The organism is Pseudomonas sp. A (assembly GCF_056270345.1).
In genome coordinates this window covers 544533-563293 of the sequence record NZ_CM149873.1, presented here as the reverse complement: position 1 = coordinate 563293, position 18761 = coordinate 544533, and the positions used below count along the sequence as shown (strand labels likewise).

Annotated in this window: 15 protein-coding genes and 1 pseudogene; 10 read left to right on the top strand and 6 right to left on the bottom strand. The window is 64.3% G+C overall.

Translation table 11 applies throughout. The features are described from left to right. From lpoB to AC0MAZ_RS02560, 3 genes are read right to left on the bottom strand one after another with little or no spacing between them, the layout of a single operon-like run. Positions 1-588 carry a penicillin-binding protein activator LpoB gene (gene lpoB, locus AC0MAZ_RS02570; RefSeq protein ID WP_110735582.1) on the bottom strand — a complete coding sequence of 196 codons (588 nt, stop codon included), beginning with the start codon at positions 586-588 and terminating at the stop codon, positions 1-3. A gap of 21 nt (positions 589-609) precedes the next feature. Beyond that, positions 610-978, bottom strand: a complete 369-nt coding sequence (locus AC0MAZ_RS02565) for a YcfL family putative periplasmic lipoprotein (protein ID WP_475860073.1) — start codon at positions 976-978, stop codon at positions 610-612. A gap of 14 nt (positions 979-992) precedes the next feature. Next, positions 993-2384 carry a COG3014 family protein gene (locus AC0MAZ_RS02560; protein WP_203649491.1) on the bottom strand — a complete coding sequence of 464 codons (1392 nt, stop codon included), beginning with the start codon at positions 2382-2384 and terminating at the stop codon, positions 993-995. 289 nt (positions 2385-2673) lie between these two features. Between AC0MAZ_RS02560 and AC0MAZ_RS02555 the strand changes: the two genes are divergently transcribed. Both AC0MAZ_RS02555 and AC0MAZ_RS02550 read left to right on the top strand, forming a co-directional pair. Continuing rightward, on the top strand, positions 2674-4617 hold the full coding sequence (locus AC0MAZ_RS02555) for an FTR1 family protein (RefSeq protein ID WP_475860071.1): 1944 nt from the start codon (positions 2674-2676) through the stop codon (positions 4615-4617). 139 nt (positions 4618-4756) lie between these two features. After that, positions 4757-5209, top strand: coding sequence for a YaiI/YqxD family protein (locus AC0MAZ_RS02550; RefSeq protein WP_050707476.1), 453 nt, complete (start codon positions 4757-4759; stop codon positions 5207-5209). Positions 5210-5322: 113 nt separating this feature from the next. Here AC0MAZ_RS02550 and elbB read toward each other — a convergent pair whose 3' ends face one another. Next, positions 5323-5991, bottom strand: coding sequence for an isoprenoid biosynthesis glyoxalase ElbB (gene elbB / locus AC0MAZ_RS02545; protein WP_203649497.1), 669 nt, complete (start codon positions 5989-5991; stop codon positions 5323-5325). A gap of 113 nt (positions 5992-6104) precedes the next feature. On the opposite strand from elbB, the pseudogene AC0MAZ_RS02540 reads away from it, so the two are divergent. Further along, positions 6105-6683 (top strand): annotated as a pseudogene (locus tag AC0MAZ_RS02540) (sterol desaturase family protein); the annotation flags it as partial. Between the two features lie 549 nt (positions 6684-7232). Here the strand turns inward: AC0MAZ_RS02540 and AC0MAZ_RS02535 are convergent. Continuing rightward, complete coding sequence (locus tag AC0MAZ_RS02535; RefSeq protein ID WP_203649500.1) at positions 7233-7877, bottom strand: DedA family protein; 645 nt, start codon at positions 7875-7877, stop codon at positions 7233-7235. 207 nt (positions 7878-8084) lie between these two features. Here AC0MAZ_RS02535 and hemB point away from each other — a divergent pair, with 207 nt between their 5' ends. Together hemB and ppk1 are read left to right on the top strand one after the other, a co-directional pair. Beyond that, positions 8085-9095, top strand: coding sequence for a porphobilinogen synthase (hemB, locus tag AC0MAZ_RS02530; RefSeq protein ID WP_198745209.1), 1011 nt, complete (start codon positions 8085-8087; stop codon positions 9093-9095). A 19-nt stretch (positions 9096-9114) separates the two neighbouring features. Next, on the top strand, positions 9115-11355 hold the full coding sequence (gene ppk1, locus AC0MAZ_RS02525) for a polyphosphate kinase 1 (protein ID WP_475860069.1): 2241 nt from the start codon (positions 9115-9117) through the stop codon (positions 11353-11355). 125 nt (positions 11356-11480) lie between these two features. On the opposite strand, the gene ppx is transcribed toward ppk1, so the two are convergent. After that, positions 11481-12983, bottom strand: coding sequence for an exopolyphosphatase (gene ppx / locus AC0MAZ_RS02520; RefSeq protein ID WP_475861380.1), 1503 nt, complete (start codon positions 12981-12983; stop codon positions 11481-11483). Positions 12984-13227: 244 nt separating this feature from the next. On the opposite strand from ppx, the gene trxA reads away from it, so the two are divergent. From trxA to AC0MAZ_RS02495, 5 genes are all read left to right on the top strand, one after another. Beyond that, positions 13228-13557 carry a thioredoxin TrxA gene (gene trxA, locus AC0MAZ_RS02515; RefSeq protein WP_203649511.1) on the top strand — a complete coding sequence of 110 codons (330 nt, stop codon included), beginning with the start codon at positions 13228-13230 and terminating at the stop codon, positions 13555-13557. A gap of 309 nt (positions 13558-13866) precedes the next feature. Beyond that, entirely contained in the window at positions 13867-15126 is a 1260-nt protein-coding gene (gene rho / locus AC0MAZ_RS02510) for a transcription termination factor Rho (protein WP_011536308.1), read from the top strand. A 204-nt stretch (positions 15127-15330) separates the two neighbouring features. Further along, positions 15331-16797 carry a 4-hydroxy-3-polyprenylbenzoate decarboxylase gene (gene ubiD / locus AC0MAZ_RS02505; protein ID WP_186660587.1) on the top strand — a complete coding sequence of 489 codons (1467 nt, stop codon included), beginning with the start codon at positions 15331-15333 and terminating at the stop codon, positions 16795-16797. Beyond that, positions 16797-17765, top strand: coding sequence for a CDP-6-deoxy-delta-3,4-glucoseen reductase (locus AC0MAZ_RS02500; RefSeq protein WP_203649512.1), 969 nt, complete (start codon positions 16797-16799; stop codon positions 17763-17765). The genes ubiD and AC0MAZ_RS02500 overlap by 1 nt, the downstream gene beginning before the upstream one ends. 344 nt (positions 17766-18109) lie before the next feature. Next, a complete protein-coding gene (locus tag AC0MAZ_RS02495) occupies positions 18110-18760 on the top strand; it encodes a gamma-glutamylcyclotransferase (protein WP_203649520.1) in 651 nt (216 codons plus the stop codon). The last annotated feature ends 1 nt before the right edge of the window (position 18761 follow it).

Genomic DNA, 18761 nt, shown 5'->3' with positions numbered 1-18761 from the left:
TCAGCGCTCCGTGGTCTTGCGGATTTCTTTTTCGTCCATCCACTCGGCCAGGCCGCTTTCCACGTCGATCAGCTGCAGGCTGAACTTGTAGAACACGTCCTTGTAGTCGCTGCTGCGCTTGACGATCGAGCTGATCGAACCTTCCAGGCGGTACTTGGCGGCGATCATGTTGCCGGTCTTGGCCACGGTCTTCTTCTTGTACAGGCCGCTCTGGTTCTGCAGCTTGAGCTGGTCGACCTGGCTCTGCATCTCGGTGTTGTCGCTGGCGAAGCGGGCGGCGCCGGACTTCATCAGTTGGGTCTTGATCGAGGTGGTGATCTCGCGGGTATCGATGTACTCGCTGGTCTTGTTCTTCACGTCGTACACCTGCACCACCGGGCGGCCGTGCAGCACGCCGGACTGGGCCAGGGAGCGGGTCATGCTCTCGGCGATCATCTGCAGGTCGGTGGAACCGAACTCGTTGGTCACCAGCTCGACGGCCTTGCTGTCGCCGTAGCTGATGTTCTTGCCGCCGAGAACCGGCGACGGGGTGCTGCAGCCGCTGACCAGGGCGATGGCGATGGCGGCGAGGGAAAGGCGTGCAAACATGGAACGTGCTCCTGAATGGGATTACCGGGTGTGGACTTCGAGGCGGAAGTCGCGGGCAGCAGGGGTCGGGGCGATGGCGGGGAGGAACTTGGCCTGCTTGCCGTACAACGGCAGGACCTTCCAGCTCTCTTCGTCGGCCACCGGGAAGCCGTCGTTGCCCAGCCAGGCGAAGCGGTAGTAGAGCGTGCGATTGCTGCGGCTGGTGTTGGTCAGCGCCACGTTGACGGTGAGGTAGCCGTTTTCGCGGGCGACGCGCATCTGGCCGACTTCGATGTCATCCAGCTGGCCCATGGTCACCACCTTGCTGGCGGCGCTGCCGGGGGCAGGGGGCGGGGTGGCGCAGCCGGCCAGGAGGGCGACGGCGGCCAGGGCGAGGCATGTTCTGCGCATGTTCGATCCTTGGGTTACTTGAGGCTGGCGACAGCGGTGGCTGCGGCCTGCGGGGCGACGATGACGGCCGGGCCGCCAGCGAATACGCGGTTGCCGACCACGCGCAGGCTGATCACCTGGTAGGGACGATCGACCTTCACGGTGACCTGGGTGCCACCGAGGCTCGATGGCAGGCTCAGGTGGTGTTCGCCTTGCTTGAGGCGTACCCGGGCCACCTGGGTTTCGTCGGGCAGGGTGCGCCAGGTGCGGGTATCGGCGCCTTCCAGCACGGTGGAGGCGATGCCCACCACCAGCCCGGCCATCGGGTTGGCCTTGTTCAGGTTTTTCTGCGCCACGCCGCGGCTGATGGCGCGTACGCTGGTGCGCAGGATGATGCCCGGCATGTCGTCGCGCAGGGCGCGGCGCGACATGGCCGTGGTGCTGTTGAGCGCGGTCAGGGCCAGGGCCTTGTCGTTGAGCTGGATCTCGCCCACGTGCGCGGTCGAGGTGTCTTCCTTGATGATCGGGAACGACAGCGGGGTGATCACCAGGTTGTCCTGGATCGGCAGCGGCAGTGGGATGCGGATCGAGTCACGGGCCGGGGCCAGGCCGGTCTGCACCACGATCAGCACGTCGCTTTCGCCGGCCTTGGCGCTGTTCTTGTCCAGTTCGAGCAGTGCCTGGTCGAGCAGCGGCGTGTTCGGGCGCAGTTCGGCGGCCTTGCGATAACCCGGCGCGGCCAGGCCTTTCTCGCCGAGGGCCTCGTAGACATAGCCGGACAGGTAATGGCTGAAGGCGCTCTGGTAGCTGTTCTTCAGGCCGACCACCTCAGGGGCGTCGAGGCTGGCGACCGGGTAACCCTGCAGGTCCTTGTACTCGGTCTTGATGCCTTCCTTCTCGGCCTGCTCCTCGCGCTTGAGATATTCCTTGTCGCGCAGCTCGGCGATGATCGCCTCGCGCTCGTGGGTCTTCTTGATCTCGGTGCGGGCACCGTCGAAATCGTTCTGTGCCAGCAGGTTCAGGGCCATCTGCGTGGTCAGCATGACTTTTTCGTAGTCATAGCCTTCGTAGCGACGGACCTTGTCGTTGACCAGGTAGCTGCCGAACTGGCTCAGGTACTTGTCGGTGTCGAGCTTGACCGACTCTTCCCACTGGAACACCACGCTGTCGGCCGAGCGCCAGGCGTCCTGGCTGCCCTTGAGGTCACCCTTGGAGCGCAGCAGCTCGCCTTTTTCGAAGTAGTAGAGCAGGTCTTTCTGCTCGCCCTTGTTATTGCTCTCGAGCAAGGCGAGGGCGGCGTCGACGTTGCCGGCGGCCAACTGCTTGTTGGTCTCCTGCAGTTCGCTGTCGTAGCTGCGGAACACCGAGCAGCCGGTGAGCTGCACGGCGGCGACCAGGGTCGCCAGGGTGAGGGCGCGGGATACCATCGGACTTTCTTCTTTCCCTGAAACGGTTGGCCGCGTGGGCGGGGGCGGCAGATCCCTCTGTTTTATCGCCAGAACCTCTCGATGGAGGCGCCTTGATTGCTAATGGCTATTACGGCGGCGCGGGATTATACCCAAAGTAGTAGCGGGGTGATGGCGAATTGCTTCGCATTTTTAGGTTGATGCCATCAGTCGGAAAAAACCGTTCCCAGCGGGTGTTCCGTCAATTTGTCTCAAGATTTTTCATGAAATCTGCCCCTGAGCCTTGAGCGGGGGAGAGTGGAAGTGAACAATGTTCTCTTTCGTATTTCCGTCGAGATTGGCCATGATTTCTCGTTTCCGTCTGCCTGCCTGGCTGCCTGCCCTGTTGCTTGGCCCGGTGCTGGCGCTGTGCAGCCTCCCGACGCTGGCCGAAGCGCCTGCCGAGGCGACCAAGGCGCTGCACCTGCTGGACTACATCGGTGCCGACTACCCGCCGACCGTGCGCGACGGCAAGGTGGTGGACGACGGGGAATACCGCGAGCAGCAGGAGTTCAGTGGCGTGCTGGCCGAGCTGGTCAAGGGGCTGCCCGAGCATGCCGAGCGTGGTGCCCTGGAACAGGGCGTGCAGAGCTTGCGTCAGGCCATCGACCAGCGTCATGACGGTGCCGCCGTCGCCCGCCAGGCCCGGCAACTGGGCGCGCGCCTGGCAGTGGCTTACGAGGTCAGCCAGGCCCCGGTGATTACCCCCGATCCTGCTCGCGGCGCTTCGCTGTATGCGCAGAACTGCTCGATCTGTCATGGTGACACGGGCCTCGGCGACGGCCCGGCCGGGGTCGGCCTGGAGCCTGCGCCAGCCAACCTGCGCGATGCCGGGCGCCTCGACCAGTTGAGCCTGTTCGACCTGTACAACACCCTCGGGCTGGGCATCGAAGGCACCGAGATGCCGTCGTTCGCCGACCAGCTCGACGAGCGCCAGCGCTGGGACGTGGCGGCCTATATCGCCAGCTTCACCGCCGATCCGCAGGCGGCCAAGGACAACAAGACCTGGAACATCGCCGATCTGGCCCGGCAGACCCCGGCCGAAGTCGCCGCCAGCGAAGGCGCGGATGCCGTGGCCGCGTTCCGCGCCCAGCGGGCGCAGCCGCCGCAGGTCAAGCGTGGCCCGGCACAGCTGCTCGAATACACCTCCAGCACCCTGGACAAGAGTCTGGCGGCCTACCGCGCCGGTGACCATGACCAGGCCTACGACCTGTCGGTGGCGGCCTATCTGGAAGGCTTCGAACTGGTGGAAAGCTCCCTCGACAACATCGACGCCCAGGCCCGCAAGGACACGGAAAAGTCGCTGATGGCCTACCGTCAGTCGTTGCAGGACGGCTTGCCGGTGGCCCAGGCCGAACGGCGCCTGGCCGAGGCCAAGGCCAAGCTGGAGCAGGCGTCCAAGCTACTGGGCAGCGATGGCCTGAGCTGGTCGCTGAGCTACATTTCCGGCCTGCTGATCCTGCTGCGCGAGGGCCTGGAGGCGATCCTGGTGCTGGCGGCGATCCTGGCCTTCCTGCGCAACACCGGCCAGCAGTCGGCGGTGCGCAGCGTCAATATCGGCTGGGGCCTGGCGCTGGTCGCCGGTTTCGCCACCTGGGCCCTGGCGGCCTATGTGATCGACGTCGGCGGTGCGCAGCGCGAGCTGCTCGAAGGTTGTACGGCGTTGTTCGCCGCGGTGATGGTGCTGTGGCTTGGCGTGTGGATGCACGATCGCCGCCACGCCGCCGCCTGGCAGGACTACATCAAGAGCAGCCTGGTCAGTGGCGGCGGGCGTTTCGGTTTTGCCGTGCTGGCGTTCTTCTCGGTGTACCGCGAGCTGTTCGAGGTGATCCTGTTCTACGAGACCCTGTGGCTGCAGGCCGGTCCGGCTGGCCATCAGGCGGTGTTGGCGGGCGGCGCCACGGCGCTGGTGCTGCTGGTGGGCCTGGCCTGGGTGATCCTGCGCGGCTCGGCCAAGCTGCCGCTGTCGTTGTTCTTCAGCATCAACGCGGCACTGTTGTGCGCGCTGTCGGTGGTGTTCGCCGGGCATGGCGTCAAGGCGCTGCAGGAGGCCGGCGTGCTGGGTACGCGGCCGGTGGCGTTCTTCGAGTTCGACTGGCTGGGAATCCACGCCGACGCTTATTCGCTGGGTGCGCAGGCAGTGGCGTTGCTGGCGGTCACGCTCCTGTATGGGCGCAGCTGGCTGGCCGGGAAGCGCAGGGCTGCCGCCAGCTAAGATCGTGGGCGCGGGAATCGTGGGAGCGGGCTTGCCCCGCGATGACGGCAGGGCTGGCATAATGCACTTCAATCCAGGCCGCATCGCGGGGCAAGCCAGCTCCCACGAGGTTACTGGCCCGTAGTACAGGAATAATCCCATGCGTGTATGGATCGATGCCGACGCCTGCCCCAAGGCGGCCAAGGACCTGATCGTCAAGTTCGCCCTCAAGCGCAAGCTCGAAGTGGTGATGGTGGCCGGCCAGCCGCAGATCAAGCCGGCCTTCGCCTGCGTGCGGCTGATCGTGGTGCCCAGCGGCATGGATGCTGCCGATGACTACCTGGTGGAGAACGCCGAGCCCGGCGAACTGGTGATCTGCAGCGACGTGCCGCTGGCCGACCGGCTGATCAAGAAGGGCGTGGCGGCGCTGGATCCGCGCGGTCGCGAGTTCGACGAGCGCAACATGGGCGAGCGCCTGGCGGTACGCAACCTGTTCACCGAACTGCGTGAGCAGGGCCAGGTCGGTGGTGGCCAGGCGCCCTATGGTGAACGCGAGAAGCAGGCGTTCGCCAATGCGCTGGACCGGATCCTGAGCCGCTTGTCCAAGCTTTAGCTGACAGGGCCTGCTGTGCAGGCCATCGCGGCACAAGGCCGCTCCTACAGGTACAGCGCATTTCTGTAGGAGCGGCCTTGCGCCGCGAAAGGGGTGCGTAGCGCCCCAGTGCCTTACTTATCGTTCTCGTGGGTCAGTTCCAGCACCCGATCCACCAGCTTGTAGATGCCGCCCGCCGCTTCGCTGATCGACTTGGCCAGCATGTACGCCGGGGTAGTCACCAGCTTGCGCTGGGTATCCTCGACGATATCGTGCACATCGCATTCCTCATGGGTGCCGCCCATCTTCACCACCGCCGCGCTGGTGCCGGCGTCGTTGCCGATGGTGCAGACCACGCCTGGGCCGTAGATCTTCGCCGCAAGGGCCGGCGAGATGCAGATCAGGCCAACCGGCTTGCCCGCCTCGGCGAAGGCTTCGGCCAGGGCCAGCACGTCCGGCTGCACGCTGCACTTGTCGCCTTCGACGGCAAAGTTGGAGAGGTTCTTGGCCGCACCGAAGCCACCGGGCACGATCAGTGCGTCGAAATCCGAGGCATTGGCCTCGCGAATGTCCTTCACCTCGCCACGGGCGATACGCGCCGACTCCACCAACACGTTGCGCGACTCGGGCATCTCTTCCCCGGTCAGGTGGTCGATCACATGCATCTGCGCGATGTTCGGCGCGAAGCACTGCACCTGGGCGCCACGCTGGTCCAGGCGCAGCAGGGTGATCACGCTCTCGTGGATCTCGGCGCCGTCGTACACGCCGCAACCGGACAGAATCACCGCAACTTTTTTCGTCATGCTCAATACTCCAGTGTCGAGGCGCTAAATGTCCTCTAGTTTGGCAGATGTAGCCATGGGATTTGCCCTTCGGCGGGCCTAATCTTCGTGGACAACCTTGGAGGTGGCCGTTCATGGACCTGATTCTGCTGGCCGTGCCGTTCTTCTTCGTGCTGATCGCGGTGGAGCTGATCGCCGATCGCGTGCGTGGGCGGCGCAACTACCAGCTCGCCGACTCGATCAACAGCCTGAGCACCGGCGCGCTGTCCACCAGCACGGGGCTTCTGACCAAAGGGGTGGGGCTGGTCACCTATGCCGTGGCCTGGGAGCACCTGGCCTGGCTGCGCCTGCCGGCCGATGCCTGGTGGGTGTGGGTGGTCGCCTTCGTGCTCTACGACCTCTGCTACTACTGGCTGCACCGCCTGGGCCACGAGCGCAATGTGCTGTGGGCCGCGCACTCGGTGCACCACCAGAGCGAGGAATACAACCTCACCACCGCCCTGCGCCAGACCAGCAGCGGCTTCCTGTTCTCCTGGATCTTCTACCTGCCGCTGGCGCTGCTGGGCGTGCCGCCGCTGGTGTTCATCACCGTGGCGTCGCTGAACCTGCTGTACCAGTTCTGGGTGCACACCCGCCATGTGCCCAAGCTGGGCTGGCTGGAGTGGATCTTCATCACGCCGTCCAACCATCGTGTCCACCATGCACAGAATCCTCTGTACTTGGATCGCAATTACGGCGGCGTGTTCATAATCTGGGACCGGCTGTTCGGCACCTTCCAGGAGGAGGACGAGCGCGAGCCGGTGATCTTCGGCGTGACCACGCCGCTGGCCAGCTGGAACCCGCTGTGGGCCAACGTGCAGTTCTACGCCCAGCTCTGGCATGACGCCCGTCGCGCCGGCAGCTGGTGGGACAAGCTGCGCATCTGGTTCATGCCCACCGGCTGGCGCCCGGCGGATGTGGCCGCCGCTTATCCACAGCCCAAGCAGGACCTGGCGGCGTTTCGCAAGTTCGCGATTCCCCTGGGCGGCGCGCGGCAGGTGTACGTCACCGTGCAGTTCGCGGTCTATGTGGCGTTGGGCAGCTATCTGATGGAGGTGGCGGAGCAGGTGGCGCCTGCAGCCCTGGTATTGGGCTGGACGGTGATGGCGTTCGGGCTGTTCGTGCTGGGGGCGGCGCTGGAGGACCGGCCCTGGGCAGGGCGCATGGAACTGGCACGGCTGCTGTCGAATGCGCCGGCGCTGTATCTGGCCGGCGCGCTCGGCTTAGTGTTGGTCACGCCCGTGTTCTGGTTGCTGCTTCTGGGCTACAGCCTGCTCAGCGTCGGCGGCCTGGCCTTCTGCCGCCGCGCGGCGCTCGGCGCGGAGGTTGCGAAAACGTCGGCGCAGCCAGAGCGCCAGGCCCAGCACCAGCAGGCCGCCGAGCACCCATAGCTCGTACTTCTTGATGCTGCCGAGCATGCCTTCGAGAATGGCGCCGAAGTGGTAGGCCGCCAGGCCCAGGGCCAGGGCCCACACCGCGGCGCCGATGCCGTTGAGCAGCAGGTAGCGGCGCGGTGGGTAGCCGGACAAGCCGATAGCCACCGGCATCACCGTACGCAGGCCGTAGACGAAACGGAAACTCAGTACCCAGATATCCGGATGGCGGCGGATGTGCTCCAGCGCCCGGTCACCCATGGCCTGCCAGCGCGGCTTGCGGGCAAGGATCTTGCGCCCGTGGCGGCGGCCCATGAAGTACCACAGCTGGTCGCCGGCGTAACTGCCGCAGAAGGCCACCAGGACCACCAGCTTGATGTCCATGTATTCGCGGAACGCAAGAAAGCCCGCGAGCACCAGGATGGTCTCGCCCTCGAAGAACGTGCCGAGAAAAAGGGCAAAGTAGCCGAAATCGTTCAGGAATTGTTGAAGCATTTTCTGGCGTGCTGGCGAAATGAACGCGCAGCCTACCCCTTCAGACGCGCTGGGGAAAGTGTCCAAATGTGTCTCGACGTGAAGATTCCCTGCAACGACAATGGCTGCGGCCACAAGTCGCAGGGTTGCCTAAGGATGTAACACAGGCGTCATAATGGCCGCTTATAACTGTCGCGCTGCCCGCCCGCGCGGGCTCAGGAGTCTGCCGTGAGCTTTACCCCCGCCAACCGTCTGTTTCCTGCCACCCGCCTGCGTCGCAACCGCCGGGATGAATTTTCCCGTCGTCTGGTTCGCGAAAACACCCTGACCGTCGATGACCTGATTCTTCCGGTATTCGTGCTGGACGGCGAGGGCCGTCGCGAAGAAGTACCGTCCATGCCGGGCGTAGAGCGCCTGTCGATCGACCTGCTGCTGGAAGCCGCACAGGGCTGGGTGGAGCTGGGTATTCCAGCGCTGGCGCTGTTCCCGGTGACCCCGACCGAGAAAAAATCCCTCGACGGCGCCGAAGCCTGGAACCCGGACGGCATCGCCCAGCGCGCCACCCGCGCCCTGCGTGCCCGCTTCCCGGAGCTGGGGGTGATCACCGACGTCGCTCTGGACCCGTTCACCACCCATGGTCAGGACGGCATCCTCGATGAAGAGGGCTACGTGCAGAACGACATCACCGTCGAGGCCCTGGTGCGTCAGGCGCTGTCCCACGCCGAGGCCGGTGCCCAGGTGGTGGCCCCGTCGGACATGATGGACGGTCGCCTTGGCGCGATCCGCCAGGCCCTGGAAGAGACCGGCTACGTCAACGTGCGCATCATGGCCTACTCGGCCAAGTACGCCAGTGCCTACTACGGCCCGTTCCGCGACGCGGTCGGCTCGGCGCTGAACCTGGGCAAGGCCAACAAGGCCTCCTACCAGATGGACCCGGCCAACAGCGACGAGGCCCTGCACGAAGTGGCCACCGACCTCGCCGAAGGCGCCGACATGGTCATGGTCAAGCCGGGCATGCCGTACCTGGACATCGTTCACCGAGTGAAAGCCGAGTTCAAGGTGCCGACCTTCGCCTACCAGGTCAGCGGCGAGTACGCCATGCACATGGCCGCGATCCAGAACGGCTGGCTCAGCGAGGCCGTGATCCTCGAATCCCTCACCGCTTTCAAACGGGCAGGCGCTGATGGCATCCTGACCTATTTCGCCGTGCGTGCCGCTCAATTGATGAGAGGGCAGTAACGCCCTCCAGGAACGTCAGATGAATAACGAAGTGCTAACCCCTGTCGAGATCAAGGATGCTCAGGCCGTGCCCGAAGAGATGGTGCAGACCCCGCCCGACCTGCCAGCGGTAGTGGAACCGGAAGCGGTCGCCGAAGCCGCCCCGGCACCCGCGCCTGCGCCGGCCCCGGCGATCGCCGTGCCGAGCCTGGACGACAGCAGCCTGTACATTCATCGCGAGCTCTCGCAGCTGCAGTTCAACATCCGCGTGCTGGAGCAGGCGCTGGATGAGTCGTATCCGCTGCTCGAGCGCCTGAAGTTCCTGCTGATCTTCTCCAGCAACCTCGACGAGTTCTTCGAGATCCGCGTGGCGGGCCTGAAGAAGCAGATCAACTTCGCCCGCGAACAGGCCGGCGCCGACGGCCTGCAGCCGCACCAGGCGCTGGCGCGCATCAGCGAGCTGGTGCACATCGAGGTGGACCGCCAATATGCGATCCTCAACGACGTGCTGCTGCCGGAGCTGGAGAAGCACGCCATCCGCTTCATCCGCCGGCGCTACTGGACGCCCAAGCTCAAGACCTGGGTGCGCCGCTACTTCCGCGACGAGATCGCGCCGATCATCACCCCGATCGGCCTCGACCCGACCCACCCGTTCCCGCTGCTGGTGAACAAGAGCCTGAATTTCATCGTCGAGCTCGAGGGTGTCGACGCCTTCGGCCGTGATTCGGGTCTGGCGATCATCCCGGCGCCGCGCCTGCTGCCGCGGGTCATCCGTGTGCCGGAAGAGGTCGGCGGCCCGGGCGACAATTATGTGTTCCTGTCGTCGATGATCCACGCTCACGCCGATGACCTGTTCCAGGGCATGAAGGTCAAGGGCTGCTACCAGTTCCGCCTGACCCGCAACGCCGACCTGGCGCTGGACTCCGAGGAAGTCGACGACCTGGCCCGCGCCCTGCGCGGCGAGCTGTTCTCGCGCCGCTACGGCGATGCCGTGCGCCTCGAGGTGGCCGACACCTGCCCGAAACACCTCTCCGACTACCTGCTCAAGCAGTTCAGCTTGAGCGAGAGCGAGCTGTACCAGGTCAACGGCCCGGTCAACCTGACCCGCCTGTTCAGCATCACCGGCCTCGACAGCCACCCGGAGCTGCAGTACACGCCGTTCACCCCGGCGATCCCCAAGCTGCTGCAGAACGCCGACAACATCTTCAGCGTGATCGGCAAGCAGGACGTGCTGCTGATGCACCCGTTCGAGTCGTTCACCCCGGTGATCGACCTGCTGCGCCAGGCCGCCAAGGACCCGCATGTACTCGCCGTGCGCCAGACCCTGTACCGCTCGGGCGCCAACTCGGAGATCGTCGACGCCCTGGTGGACGCGGCGCGTAACGGCAAGGAGGTCACCGCGGTGATCGAACTGCGCGCGCGCTTCGACGAAGAGTCCAACCTGCAGATGGCCAGCCGCCTGCAGGCCGCTGGTGCGGTGGTGATCTACGGCGTGGTCGGCTTCAAGACCCACGCCAAGATGATGCTGATCCTGCGCCGCGAGCAGGGCGAGATCGTCCGTTATGCGCACCTGGGCACCGGCAACTACCACGCCGGTAACGCCCGCCTGTACACCGACTACAGCCTGCTGACCTCCGACGACGCCCTCACCGAGGACGTCGGCAAGCTGTTCAGCCAGCTGATCGGCATGGGCAAGACCCTGCGCATGAAGAAGCTTCTGCACGCGCCCTTCACCCTGAAGAAGGGCATGCTCGACATGATCGCCCGGGAGACCCAGTTCGCCCTGGAAGGCAAGCCGGCGCACATCATCGCCAAGTTCAATTCGTTGACCGACGCGAAGATCATCAAGGCGCTGTACAAGGCCAGCCAGTCGGGCGTGCGCATCGACCTGGTGGTGCGCGGCATGTGCTGCTTGCGCCCGGGCATCCCGGGGGTGTCGCACAACATCCACGTGCGCTCGATCATCGGCCGCTTCCTCGAGCACACCCGGGTGTTCTACTTCCTCAATGGCGGCGAGGAGCAGATCTACCTGTCCAGCGCCGACTGGATGGAGCGCAACCTCGACAAGCGCGTCGAGACCTGCTTCCCGGTGGAGGGCAAGAAGCTGCTGTTGCGGGTGAAGAAGGAGCTGGAGGGTTACCTGACCGACAACACCCAGGCCTGGACCCTGCAGCCGGACGGGCGCTACGTGCGCAGCACGCCGACCGGCAACCAGAACCCGCGCAGTGCCCAGGCGACGCTGCTGGAGCGGCTGAGCAATCCGGTGCTGAACGTTCGGTAGTACCGATATGGGGGCCGCTTTGCGGCCCTTTCGCGGCACAAGGCCGCTCCTACAGGGGCCACTATCGCCTGTAGGAGCGGCCTTGTGCCGCGAACACCGGCGCAGCCGGTGCCATGCCCCGCGGTTTACCGGACGCTGAGAACAAAATTGACCCGCGCCAGCCACTCCGCCTCGTTGGCAAAGTCAGCCTGGGTCAGCTGGTTCTGCTCCAGCCAGCCACTCGGGAATACCACCTCCAGGCTGTTGTCGCCTGCCTGCAACTCCACCTTGGGCATCTGCTGGGTGCCGCGGATATGGTGGAACAGGATGGCGAAGCGCAGCAGCACGCACAGGCGGATCAGCTTGACGCCTTCGTCGCCGAACTCGGCAAACTTGTCCTTGGGAATGTTGCGGCGGTGGCCGCGCACCAGCAGGGCCATCATCTGCTGGTCCTCGCGGGAGAACCCTGACAGGTCGGAGTGCTCGATCAGGTAGGCGCCGTGCTTGTGGTAGTGATAGTGGGCGATATCCAGTCCTATTTCATGGATTTTCGCCGCCCAACCCAGCAGATCGCGCCAATTTCCACCATCCAGATCCCACGCCTTGGCCACCTGGTCGAAGGCATGCAGCGCCTTGCGCTCCACGCGCGCGGCCTGGCCCTGGTCGACGTGGTAGCGCTCCATCAGCGAGTTCAGGGTGCGTTCGCGCACGTCCTCGTGGTGATGGCGGCCCAGCAGGTCGAACAGCACGCCTTCGCGCAGGGCGCCGTCGCAGTGGTCCATGCGCTGCAGCTCCAGGGCGTCGAAGATCGCCTCGAGGATGGCCAGGCCCGCCGGGAAGATGGTCCGCCGATCGGGCTTGACCCCTTCGAAGTCGATCTTGTCGGTCTCGCCGAGCTTGAACAGCTTGCGCTTGACCGCCGCCAGGCCCTCGGCGTTGACCTCGCCGCTGCCCTGGCCGATGGCCTTGATCGCCGCGGCGATGGCGCGGATGGTCCCGGACGAGCCGATGGCCTCGTCCCAGGTCAGGCGGTGCAGGGCGTTCTCGATGCTCATCAGTTCCAGGCGCGCGGCGGTGTAGGCCTGGGCGTAGCGCGCCGGGGTGATCTTGCCGTCACGGAAGTAGCGCTGGGTGAAGCTCACGCAGCCCATCTGCAGGCTTTCGCGCAGCAGCGGCTCGAAACGCTGGCCGATGATGAACTCGGTGCTGCCGCCGCCGATGTCGGCAACCAGGCGCTTGCCGGGGGTGTCGGCCAGGGTGTGGGACACGCCCAGGTAGATCAGGCGCGCCTCTTCACGGCCGGAGATGACCTCGACCGGGTGGCCGAGAATGGCTTCGGCGCGCAGGATGAATTCATTGCGGTTGCGCGCTTCGCGCAGGGCGTTGGTGCCGACGATGCGCACCGAACCCTGGGGCATGCCGTTGATCAGCTGGGCGAAGCGCTTGAGGCATTCCAGGCCGCGCTCCATGGCTTCTTCGCTGAGCTTGCGCTCATCGTCGATACCGGCGGCGAGCTGAACCTTTTCTCCAAGCCTTTCGAGGATGCGGATTTCCGTGTGATGGGCCTTGGCCACGACCATGTGGAAGCTGTTGGAGCCCAGGTCGATGGCGGCGATCAGAGACAGGTTCTTCGCGGTGGTGTGCGGCATGGTCTGGAGGTTCTCGGTCGTTAACCCGGCAATCGTGCCACGATCGCGGGCATACGCCAACGAGCGGCACGGCAAGGCTTGATGCATGGCAATGTCATAGCAATGTTATGACCGTGACATGACGGTTTCGATTCGTGGCGTCTTGCACAACTATAGTTACACTCAATCAGCTGTGGCTTCCTGTCGCGCCAGGGTGCGGCTATGATGGGCAACGTTTTTTTATGCTTACGACCTGGAGATATCCATGAGCAGCGATCTTATCAAACATGTCACCGACGCCAGCTTCGAAGCCGACGTACTCAAGGCTGAAGGCGCGGTGCTGGTCGACTACTGGGCTGAATGGTGCGGCCCATGCAAGATGATCGCTCCGGTGCTGGACGACATCGCCTCTGAATACCAGGGCAAGGTGACCATCGCCAAGCTGAACATCGACGAAAACGCCGAAACCCCCGCCAAGCACGGCGTGCGTGGCATCCCGACGCTGATGCTGTTCAAGAACGGCAACGTCGAGGCCACCAAGGTCGGCGCGCTGTCCAAGTCGCAGCTCAAGGCGTTCCTCGACGCCAACGTGTGATGTGACAAAGCCCCGCAAATGCGGGGCTTTTCTTTATCTGTTGTAGGCATTTTCCCTGAGGGCTGGCGAGCCCCGCTATCGCGCCCATCCAGACGGATAGCCCCGGAAAACGGTGGTCAAAACCACTAGACGTCGAAAAAAGCAAGTGTTACATTCGGCCTCGCACTGCTTCTCCAGTGCCCTCTGCACGCCGTCGCCGAAGCATCCCTAATTCGAATCAGTACGCGATCCTGTCGCCATCTAGCGGCGCGGCCTCATTAAGCCAACGCTTAATTTCTCCCTTCCTTACATGATTACGTCACTCCCCTTATGAACCTGACAGAACTCAAGCAAAAGCCGATTACCGATCTTTTGGAAATGGCCGAACAGATGGGCATCGAAAACATGGCCCGTTCGCGCAAACAGGACGTGATTTTCGCCCTGCTGAAAAAGCATGCGAAAAGCGGCGAAGAGATCTCCGGTGACGGCGTGCTGGAGATTCTCCAGGATGGTTTCGGTTTCCTGCGCTCGGCGGATGCCTCCTACCTGGCCGGCCCTGACGACATCTATGTCTCGCCCAGCCAGATCCGTCGTTTCAACCTGCGCACCGGCGACACCATCGTCGGCAAGATCCGTCCACCGAAGGAAGGCGAGCGTTACTTCGCACTGCTGAAGGTCGACACCATCAACTTCGACCGTCCGGAAAACGCGAAGAACAAGATTCTCTTCGAAAACCTGACGCCGCTGTTCCCCAACAAGCGCCTGAAGATGGAAGCCGGCAACGGTTCCACCGAAGACCTCACCGGTCGCGTCATCGACCTGTGCGCCCCGATCGGCAAGGGCCAGCGCGGCCTGATCGTCGCCCCGCCGAAAGCGGGCAAGACCATCATGCTGCAGAACATCGCGGCCAACATCACCCGTAACAACCCCGAGTGCCACCTGATCGTCCTGCTGATCGACGAGCGCCCGGAAGAAGTGACCGAGATGCAGCGCACCGTGCGCGGCGAAGTGGTTGCCTCGACCTTCGACGAGCCGCCGACCCGCCACGTGCAGGTCGCCGAGATGGTCATCGAGAAGGCCAAGCGCCTGGTCGAGCACAAGAAGGACGTGGTCATCCTGCTCGACTCGATCACCCGTCTGGCCCGTGCCTACAACACCGTGATCCCGAGCTCCGGCAAGGTACTGACCGGTGGTGTCGACGCCCACGCCCTGGAGAAACCGAAGCGTTTCTTCGGTGCCGCGCGTAACATCGAGGAAGGCGGCTCGCTGACCATCATCGCCACCGCGCTGGTCGAGACCGGCTCGAAGATGGACGAAGTGATCTACGAAGAGTTCAAGGGTACCGGCAACATGGAGCTGCCCCTGGACCGTCGTATCGCCGAGAAGCGTGTGTTCCCGGCCATCAACATCAACAAGTCCGGTACCCGCCGCGAAGAGCTGCTGACCGCCGACGACGAACTGCAGCGCATGTGGATCCTGCGCAAGCTGCTGCACCCGATGGACGAGATCGCCGCCATCGAGTTCCTGGTCGACAAGCTCAAGCAGACCAAGACCAACGACGAGTTCTTCCTGTCGATGAAGCGCAAGTAAGCGCTGCCAACCAGGAAGTAATTGGGGCCGCTTCGCGCCCCTTCGCGGGTAAACCCGCTCCCACAGGGATCACTCGAAACCTGTGGGAGCGGGTTTACCCGCGAAGGGGCGCGAAGCGGCCCCAACGTATTTTTGCCCCCAATGAACGGCCGAACGGCGCTACACTCTGCACCCCGACCGATACGCCCAACACGAGGCCCTTGCATGCAGTATCGCGATCTGCGCGACTTCATCCGTGGTCTGGAACAGCGCGGTGAACTCAAGCGCATCCAGGTTCCCATCTCCCCTGTACTGGAAATGACCGAAGTCTGCGACCGCACCCTGCGCGCCAAGGGCCCGGCGTTGCTGTTCGAAAAGCCCACCGGCTTCGACATCCCGGTGCTGGGCAATCTGTTCGGCACTCCCGAGCGGGTGGCCATGGGCATGGGCGCCGAATCGACCGAGGAACTGCGCGAGATCGGCAAGCTGCTGGCGTTCCTCAAGGAGCCCGAGCCGCCGAAGGGGCTGAAGGACGCCTGGTCGAAACTGCCGATCTTCAAGAAGGTCGTGTCCATGGCGCCGAAGGTGGTCAAGGACGCGGTGTGCCAGGAAATCGTGGTCGAAGGCGACGACGTCGACCTGGGCCAGTTGCCCATCCAGCACTGCTGGCCGGGCGACGTGGCGCCGCTGATCACCTGGGGCCTGACCGTCACCCGCGGGCCGAACAAGGACCGCCAGAACCTGGGTATCTATCGCCAGCAGGTGATCGGCCGCAACAAAGTGATCATGCGCTGGCTGAGCCACCGTGGCGGCGCGCTGGACTACCGCGAATGGTGCGAGAAACACCCAGGCCAGCCGTTCCCCGTGGCCGTGGCCCTGGGCGCAGACCCTGCGACCATCCTCGGCGCCGTGACCCCTGTCCCCGATACCCTTTCCGAATACGCCTTTGCCGGCCTGTTGCGCGGCAACCGTACCGAACTGGTCAAATGCCGTGGCAACGACCTGCAGGTGCCGGCCACTGCCGAGATCATCCTCGAAGGTGTGATCCACCCGGGCGAAATGGCCCCGGAAGGCCCGTACGGCGACCACACCGGTTACTACAACGAAGTGGACAGCTTCCCGGTGTTCACCGTCGAGCGCATCACCCACCGGCAGAAACCGATCTACCACAGCACCTACACCGGCCGGCCGCCGGATGAGCCGGCAATTCTCGGGGTGGCGCTGAACGAAGTGTTCGTGCCGATCCTGCAGAAGCAGTTCCCCGAGATCACCGACTTCTACCTGCCGCCGGAAGGCTGCTCGTACCGCATGGCGGTGGTGACCATGAAGAAGCAGTATCCAGGCCACGCCAAGCGCGTCATGCTGGGTGTGTGGTCGTTCCTGCGACAGTTCATGTACACCAAGTTCGTTATCGTCACCGACGACGATATCAACGCCCGCGACTGGAACGATGTGATCTGGGCCATCACCACGCGCATGGACCCCAAGCGTGATACGGTGATGATCGACAACACCCCGATCGACTACCTCGACTTTGCGTCGCCGGTGTCGGGCCTGGGGTCGAAGATGGGCCTGGACGCCACCCACAAGTGGCCGGGCGAGACTACACGCGAATGGGGCCGGGTCATCGTCAAGGACGAGGCCGTCACCCGCCGTATCGATGAGCTGTGGGACCAGTTGGGAATAGATTGATGCAGGTAACCTTGCAGCCTTCCGGGGCGGTACTGGCGGTCGAACCGGGTGAAAGGATTCTGGATGCGGCGCGGCGCCTGGGCTACGACTGCCCAAGCAGCTGCCGCAACGGCAACTGCCATGTGTGTGCCGCGCTGCTGGTGGAAGGCAGTGTTCGCCAGGAAGGCCAAGTCCGCGATCACGGTGAACTGTTCACCTGCATCGCCGAGCCGCTGGAGGACTGCGTGTTGCTGTGGGATGGTGTGCTGGCCCTGGGCGAGCTGCCGGTGCGCAAGCTGGCCTGTACCGTGAGCGAATGCGTCGAGGTCGGTGGCGACGTCTGGCGCGTGCGCCTGCGCGCGCCTGCCGGCAAGCCGCCGCGCTATCACGCGGGGCAGTACCTGATGATCGAGCGTGAGGGCATGGACAAGGCGGCCTTCTCCCTCGCCTCGGCGCCCCATGGTGGGCGCGACCTCGAGCTGCACGTGCTGGCGCGGGAAAGCAGCGCGGTGCAGTTGATCCAGCAGTTGCAGCGCAATGGACTGGCACGCATCGAACTGCCGTTCGGCGACGCCCACCTGGCGGAGCTGCCCGATGGCCCTCTGGTACTGATTGCCGCCGGCACCGGCATGGGCCAGATGCACAGCCTGCTCGAGCACTGCCGCGCCCAGGGCTTCAAGCATCCGGTGCACCTGTACTGGGGCGTGCGCCGGCCTGAAGATTTCTACGAGATCGAGCACTGGGACGAGTGGCAGCGCCTGCCCAACCTGTTCCTGCACAAGGTGGTCAGCGACCTGTGCGGCTGGGAAGGACGCTGTGGGCTGCTGCACGAGGCGGTGTGCGAGGACATCGGCGACCTGAACCAGGTGCATGTCTATGCCAGCGGCTCGCCGAACATGGTCTATGCCACCCTCGATGCGTTGGTCGAGGCCGGCATGGATGCCCACCGCATGCGCGCCGACGTGTTTGCCTACGCGCCGCGCGGCTGAAACAACCCGCACGCTGCAAGGGCGTGCCGGGTTTAATAACCAAGTATTTTCCTGTTGATTATAGGGCGGGGATTATTACCGGTGCGGGTAATAAGTTTCGCTATACTCGGATTATTAGTTTCCGTTCAGCGGAAGGTTGAATGAAATTGTGTCTTCCGGCTTGAGTCGCAAGTGTCTTATCCCTTACGTTAAGCGCCAGGGCCTTCGCGGGTAAACCCGCTCCCACAAGCCCTGCACACCTCCTGTGGGAGCGGGTTTACCCGCGAAGACGTAGGGTCAGGCCCTGCATCAACAGCAGTGGAACGCGCAACTTTGTAGTTCACAGGAATTAATGGCGGCAGCTCATGTCGACACTTGAAAGTTTATCCTGGCAAATAGCCTATCCGCCGTCACTCGACTTCGGGCAACAGTTGTCCCGCGAACAACTGCAGCGCTCGATGCAGGAAACCATGTCCCTGCACGAAGGCGGCCCGGTCTGGCTGTTTGCCTACGGCTCGCTGATCTGGCGCCCCGAATGCAACTCGGTCGAGCGCCAGCGGGCACGGGTGCATGGCTACCACCGCGGCTTGTACCTGTGGTCCCACGAGCACCGTGGCACCCCGGAGTGCCCGGGCCTGGTGTTCGGCCTGGACCGTGGCGGTTCCTGCAGCGGTTTCGCCTACCGTCTGGACGAAAGCAACCTTGACGATTCGCTGATGGCCCTGTGGATGCGCGAAATGCCGTTCCCGGCCTATCGCCCGCACTGGCTCAGCTGCCGTCTGGGCGACGGCAGCAAGGTCCAGGCCCTGGGCTTCGTGCTGGAACGGCACCTGCCATGCTACGCGGGCAACCTGCCGGACACCTTGCTCAGCCAGATCCTCGCCAGCGCCAAGGGGCGCTATGGCACGACACGCGATTACGTGGAGCAGACCCTCAACGCCCTGCGCAGCCACCAGATGCCCGATCGCAACCTGGAAGCCCGTTTCAGGCGTTGCCACAACCTGCGCGAGGTGTGAG

What these genes read in the sequence shown, in the direction of transcription:
- lpoB (WP_110735582.1), bottom strand. Translation starts at nt 588, where the DNA reads ATGTTTGCACGCCTTTCCCTCGCCGCCATCGCCATCGCCCTGGTCAGC.
- AC0MAZ_RS02565 (WP_475860073.1), bottom strand. Translation starts at nt 978, where the DNA reads ATGCGCAGAACATGCCTCGCCCTGGCCGCCGTCGCCCTCCTGGCCGGC.
- AC0MAZ_RS02560 (WP_203649491.1), bottom strand. Translation starts at nt 2,384, where the DNA reads ATGGTATCCCGCGCCCTCACCCTGGCGACCCTGGTCGCCGCCGTGCAG.
- AC0MAZ_RS02555 (WP_475860071.1), top strand. Translation starts at nt 2,674, where the DNA reads ATGTTCTCTTTCGTATTTCCGTCGAGATTGGCCATGATTTCTCGTTTC.
- AC0MAZ_RS02550 (WP_050707476.1), top strand. Translation starts at nt 4,757, where the DNA reads ATGCGTGTATGGATCGATGCCGACGCCTGCCCCAAGGCGGCCAAGGAC.
- elbB (WP_203649497.1), bottom strand. Translation starts at nt 5,991, where the DNA reads ATGACGAAAAAAGTTGCGGTGATTCTGTCCGGTTGCGGCGTGTACGAC.
- AC0MAZ_RS02535 (WP_203649500.1), bottom strand. Translation starts at nt 7,877, where the DNA reads ATGCTTCAACAATTCCTGAACGATTTCGGCTACTTTGCCCTTTTTCTC.
- ppk1 (WP_475860069.1), top strand. Translation starts at nt 9,115, where the DNA reads ATGAATAACGAAGTGCTAACCCCTGTCGAGATCAAGGATGCTCAGGCC.
- ppx (WP_475861380.1), bottom strand. Translation starts at nt 12,983, where the DNA reads ATGCCGCACACCACCGCGAAGAACCTGTCTCTGATCGCCGCCATCGAC.
- trxA (WP_203649511.1), top strand. Translation starts at nt 13,228, where the DNA reads ATGAGCAGCGATCTTATCAAACATGTCACCGACGCCAGCTTCGAAGCC.
- rho (WP_011536308.1), top strand. Translation starts at nt 13,867, where the DNA reads ATGAACCTGACAGAACTCAAGCAAAAGCCGATTACCGATCTTTTGGAA.
- ubiD (WP_186660587.1), top strand. Translation starts at nt 15,331, where the DNA reads ATGCAGTATCGCGATCTGCGCGACTTCATCCGTGGTCTGGAACAGCGC.
- AC0MAZ_RS02500 (WP_203649512.1), top strand. Translation starts at nt 16,797, where the DNA reads ATGCAGGTAACCTTGCAGCCTTCCGGGGCGGTACTGGCGGTCGAACCG.
- AC0MAZ_RS02495 (WP_203649520.1), top strand. Translation starts at nt 18,110, where the DNA reads ATGTCGACACTTGAAAGTTTATCCTGGCAAATAGCCTATCCGCCGTCA.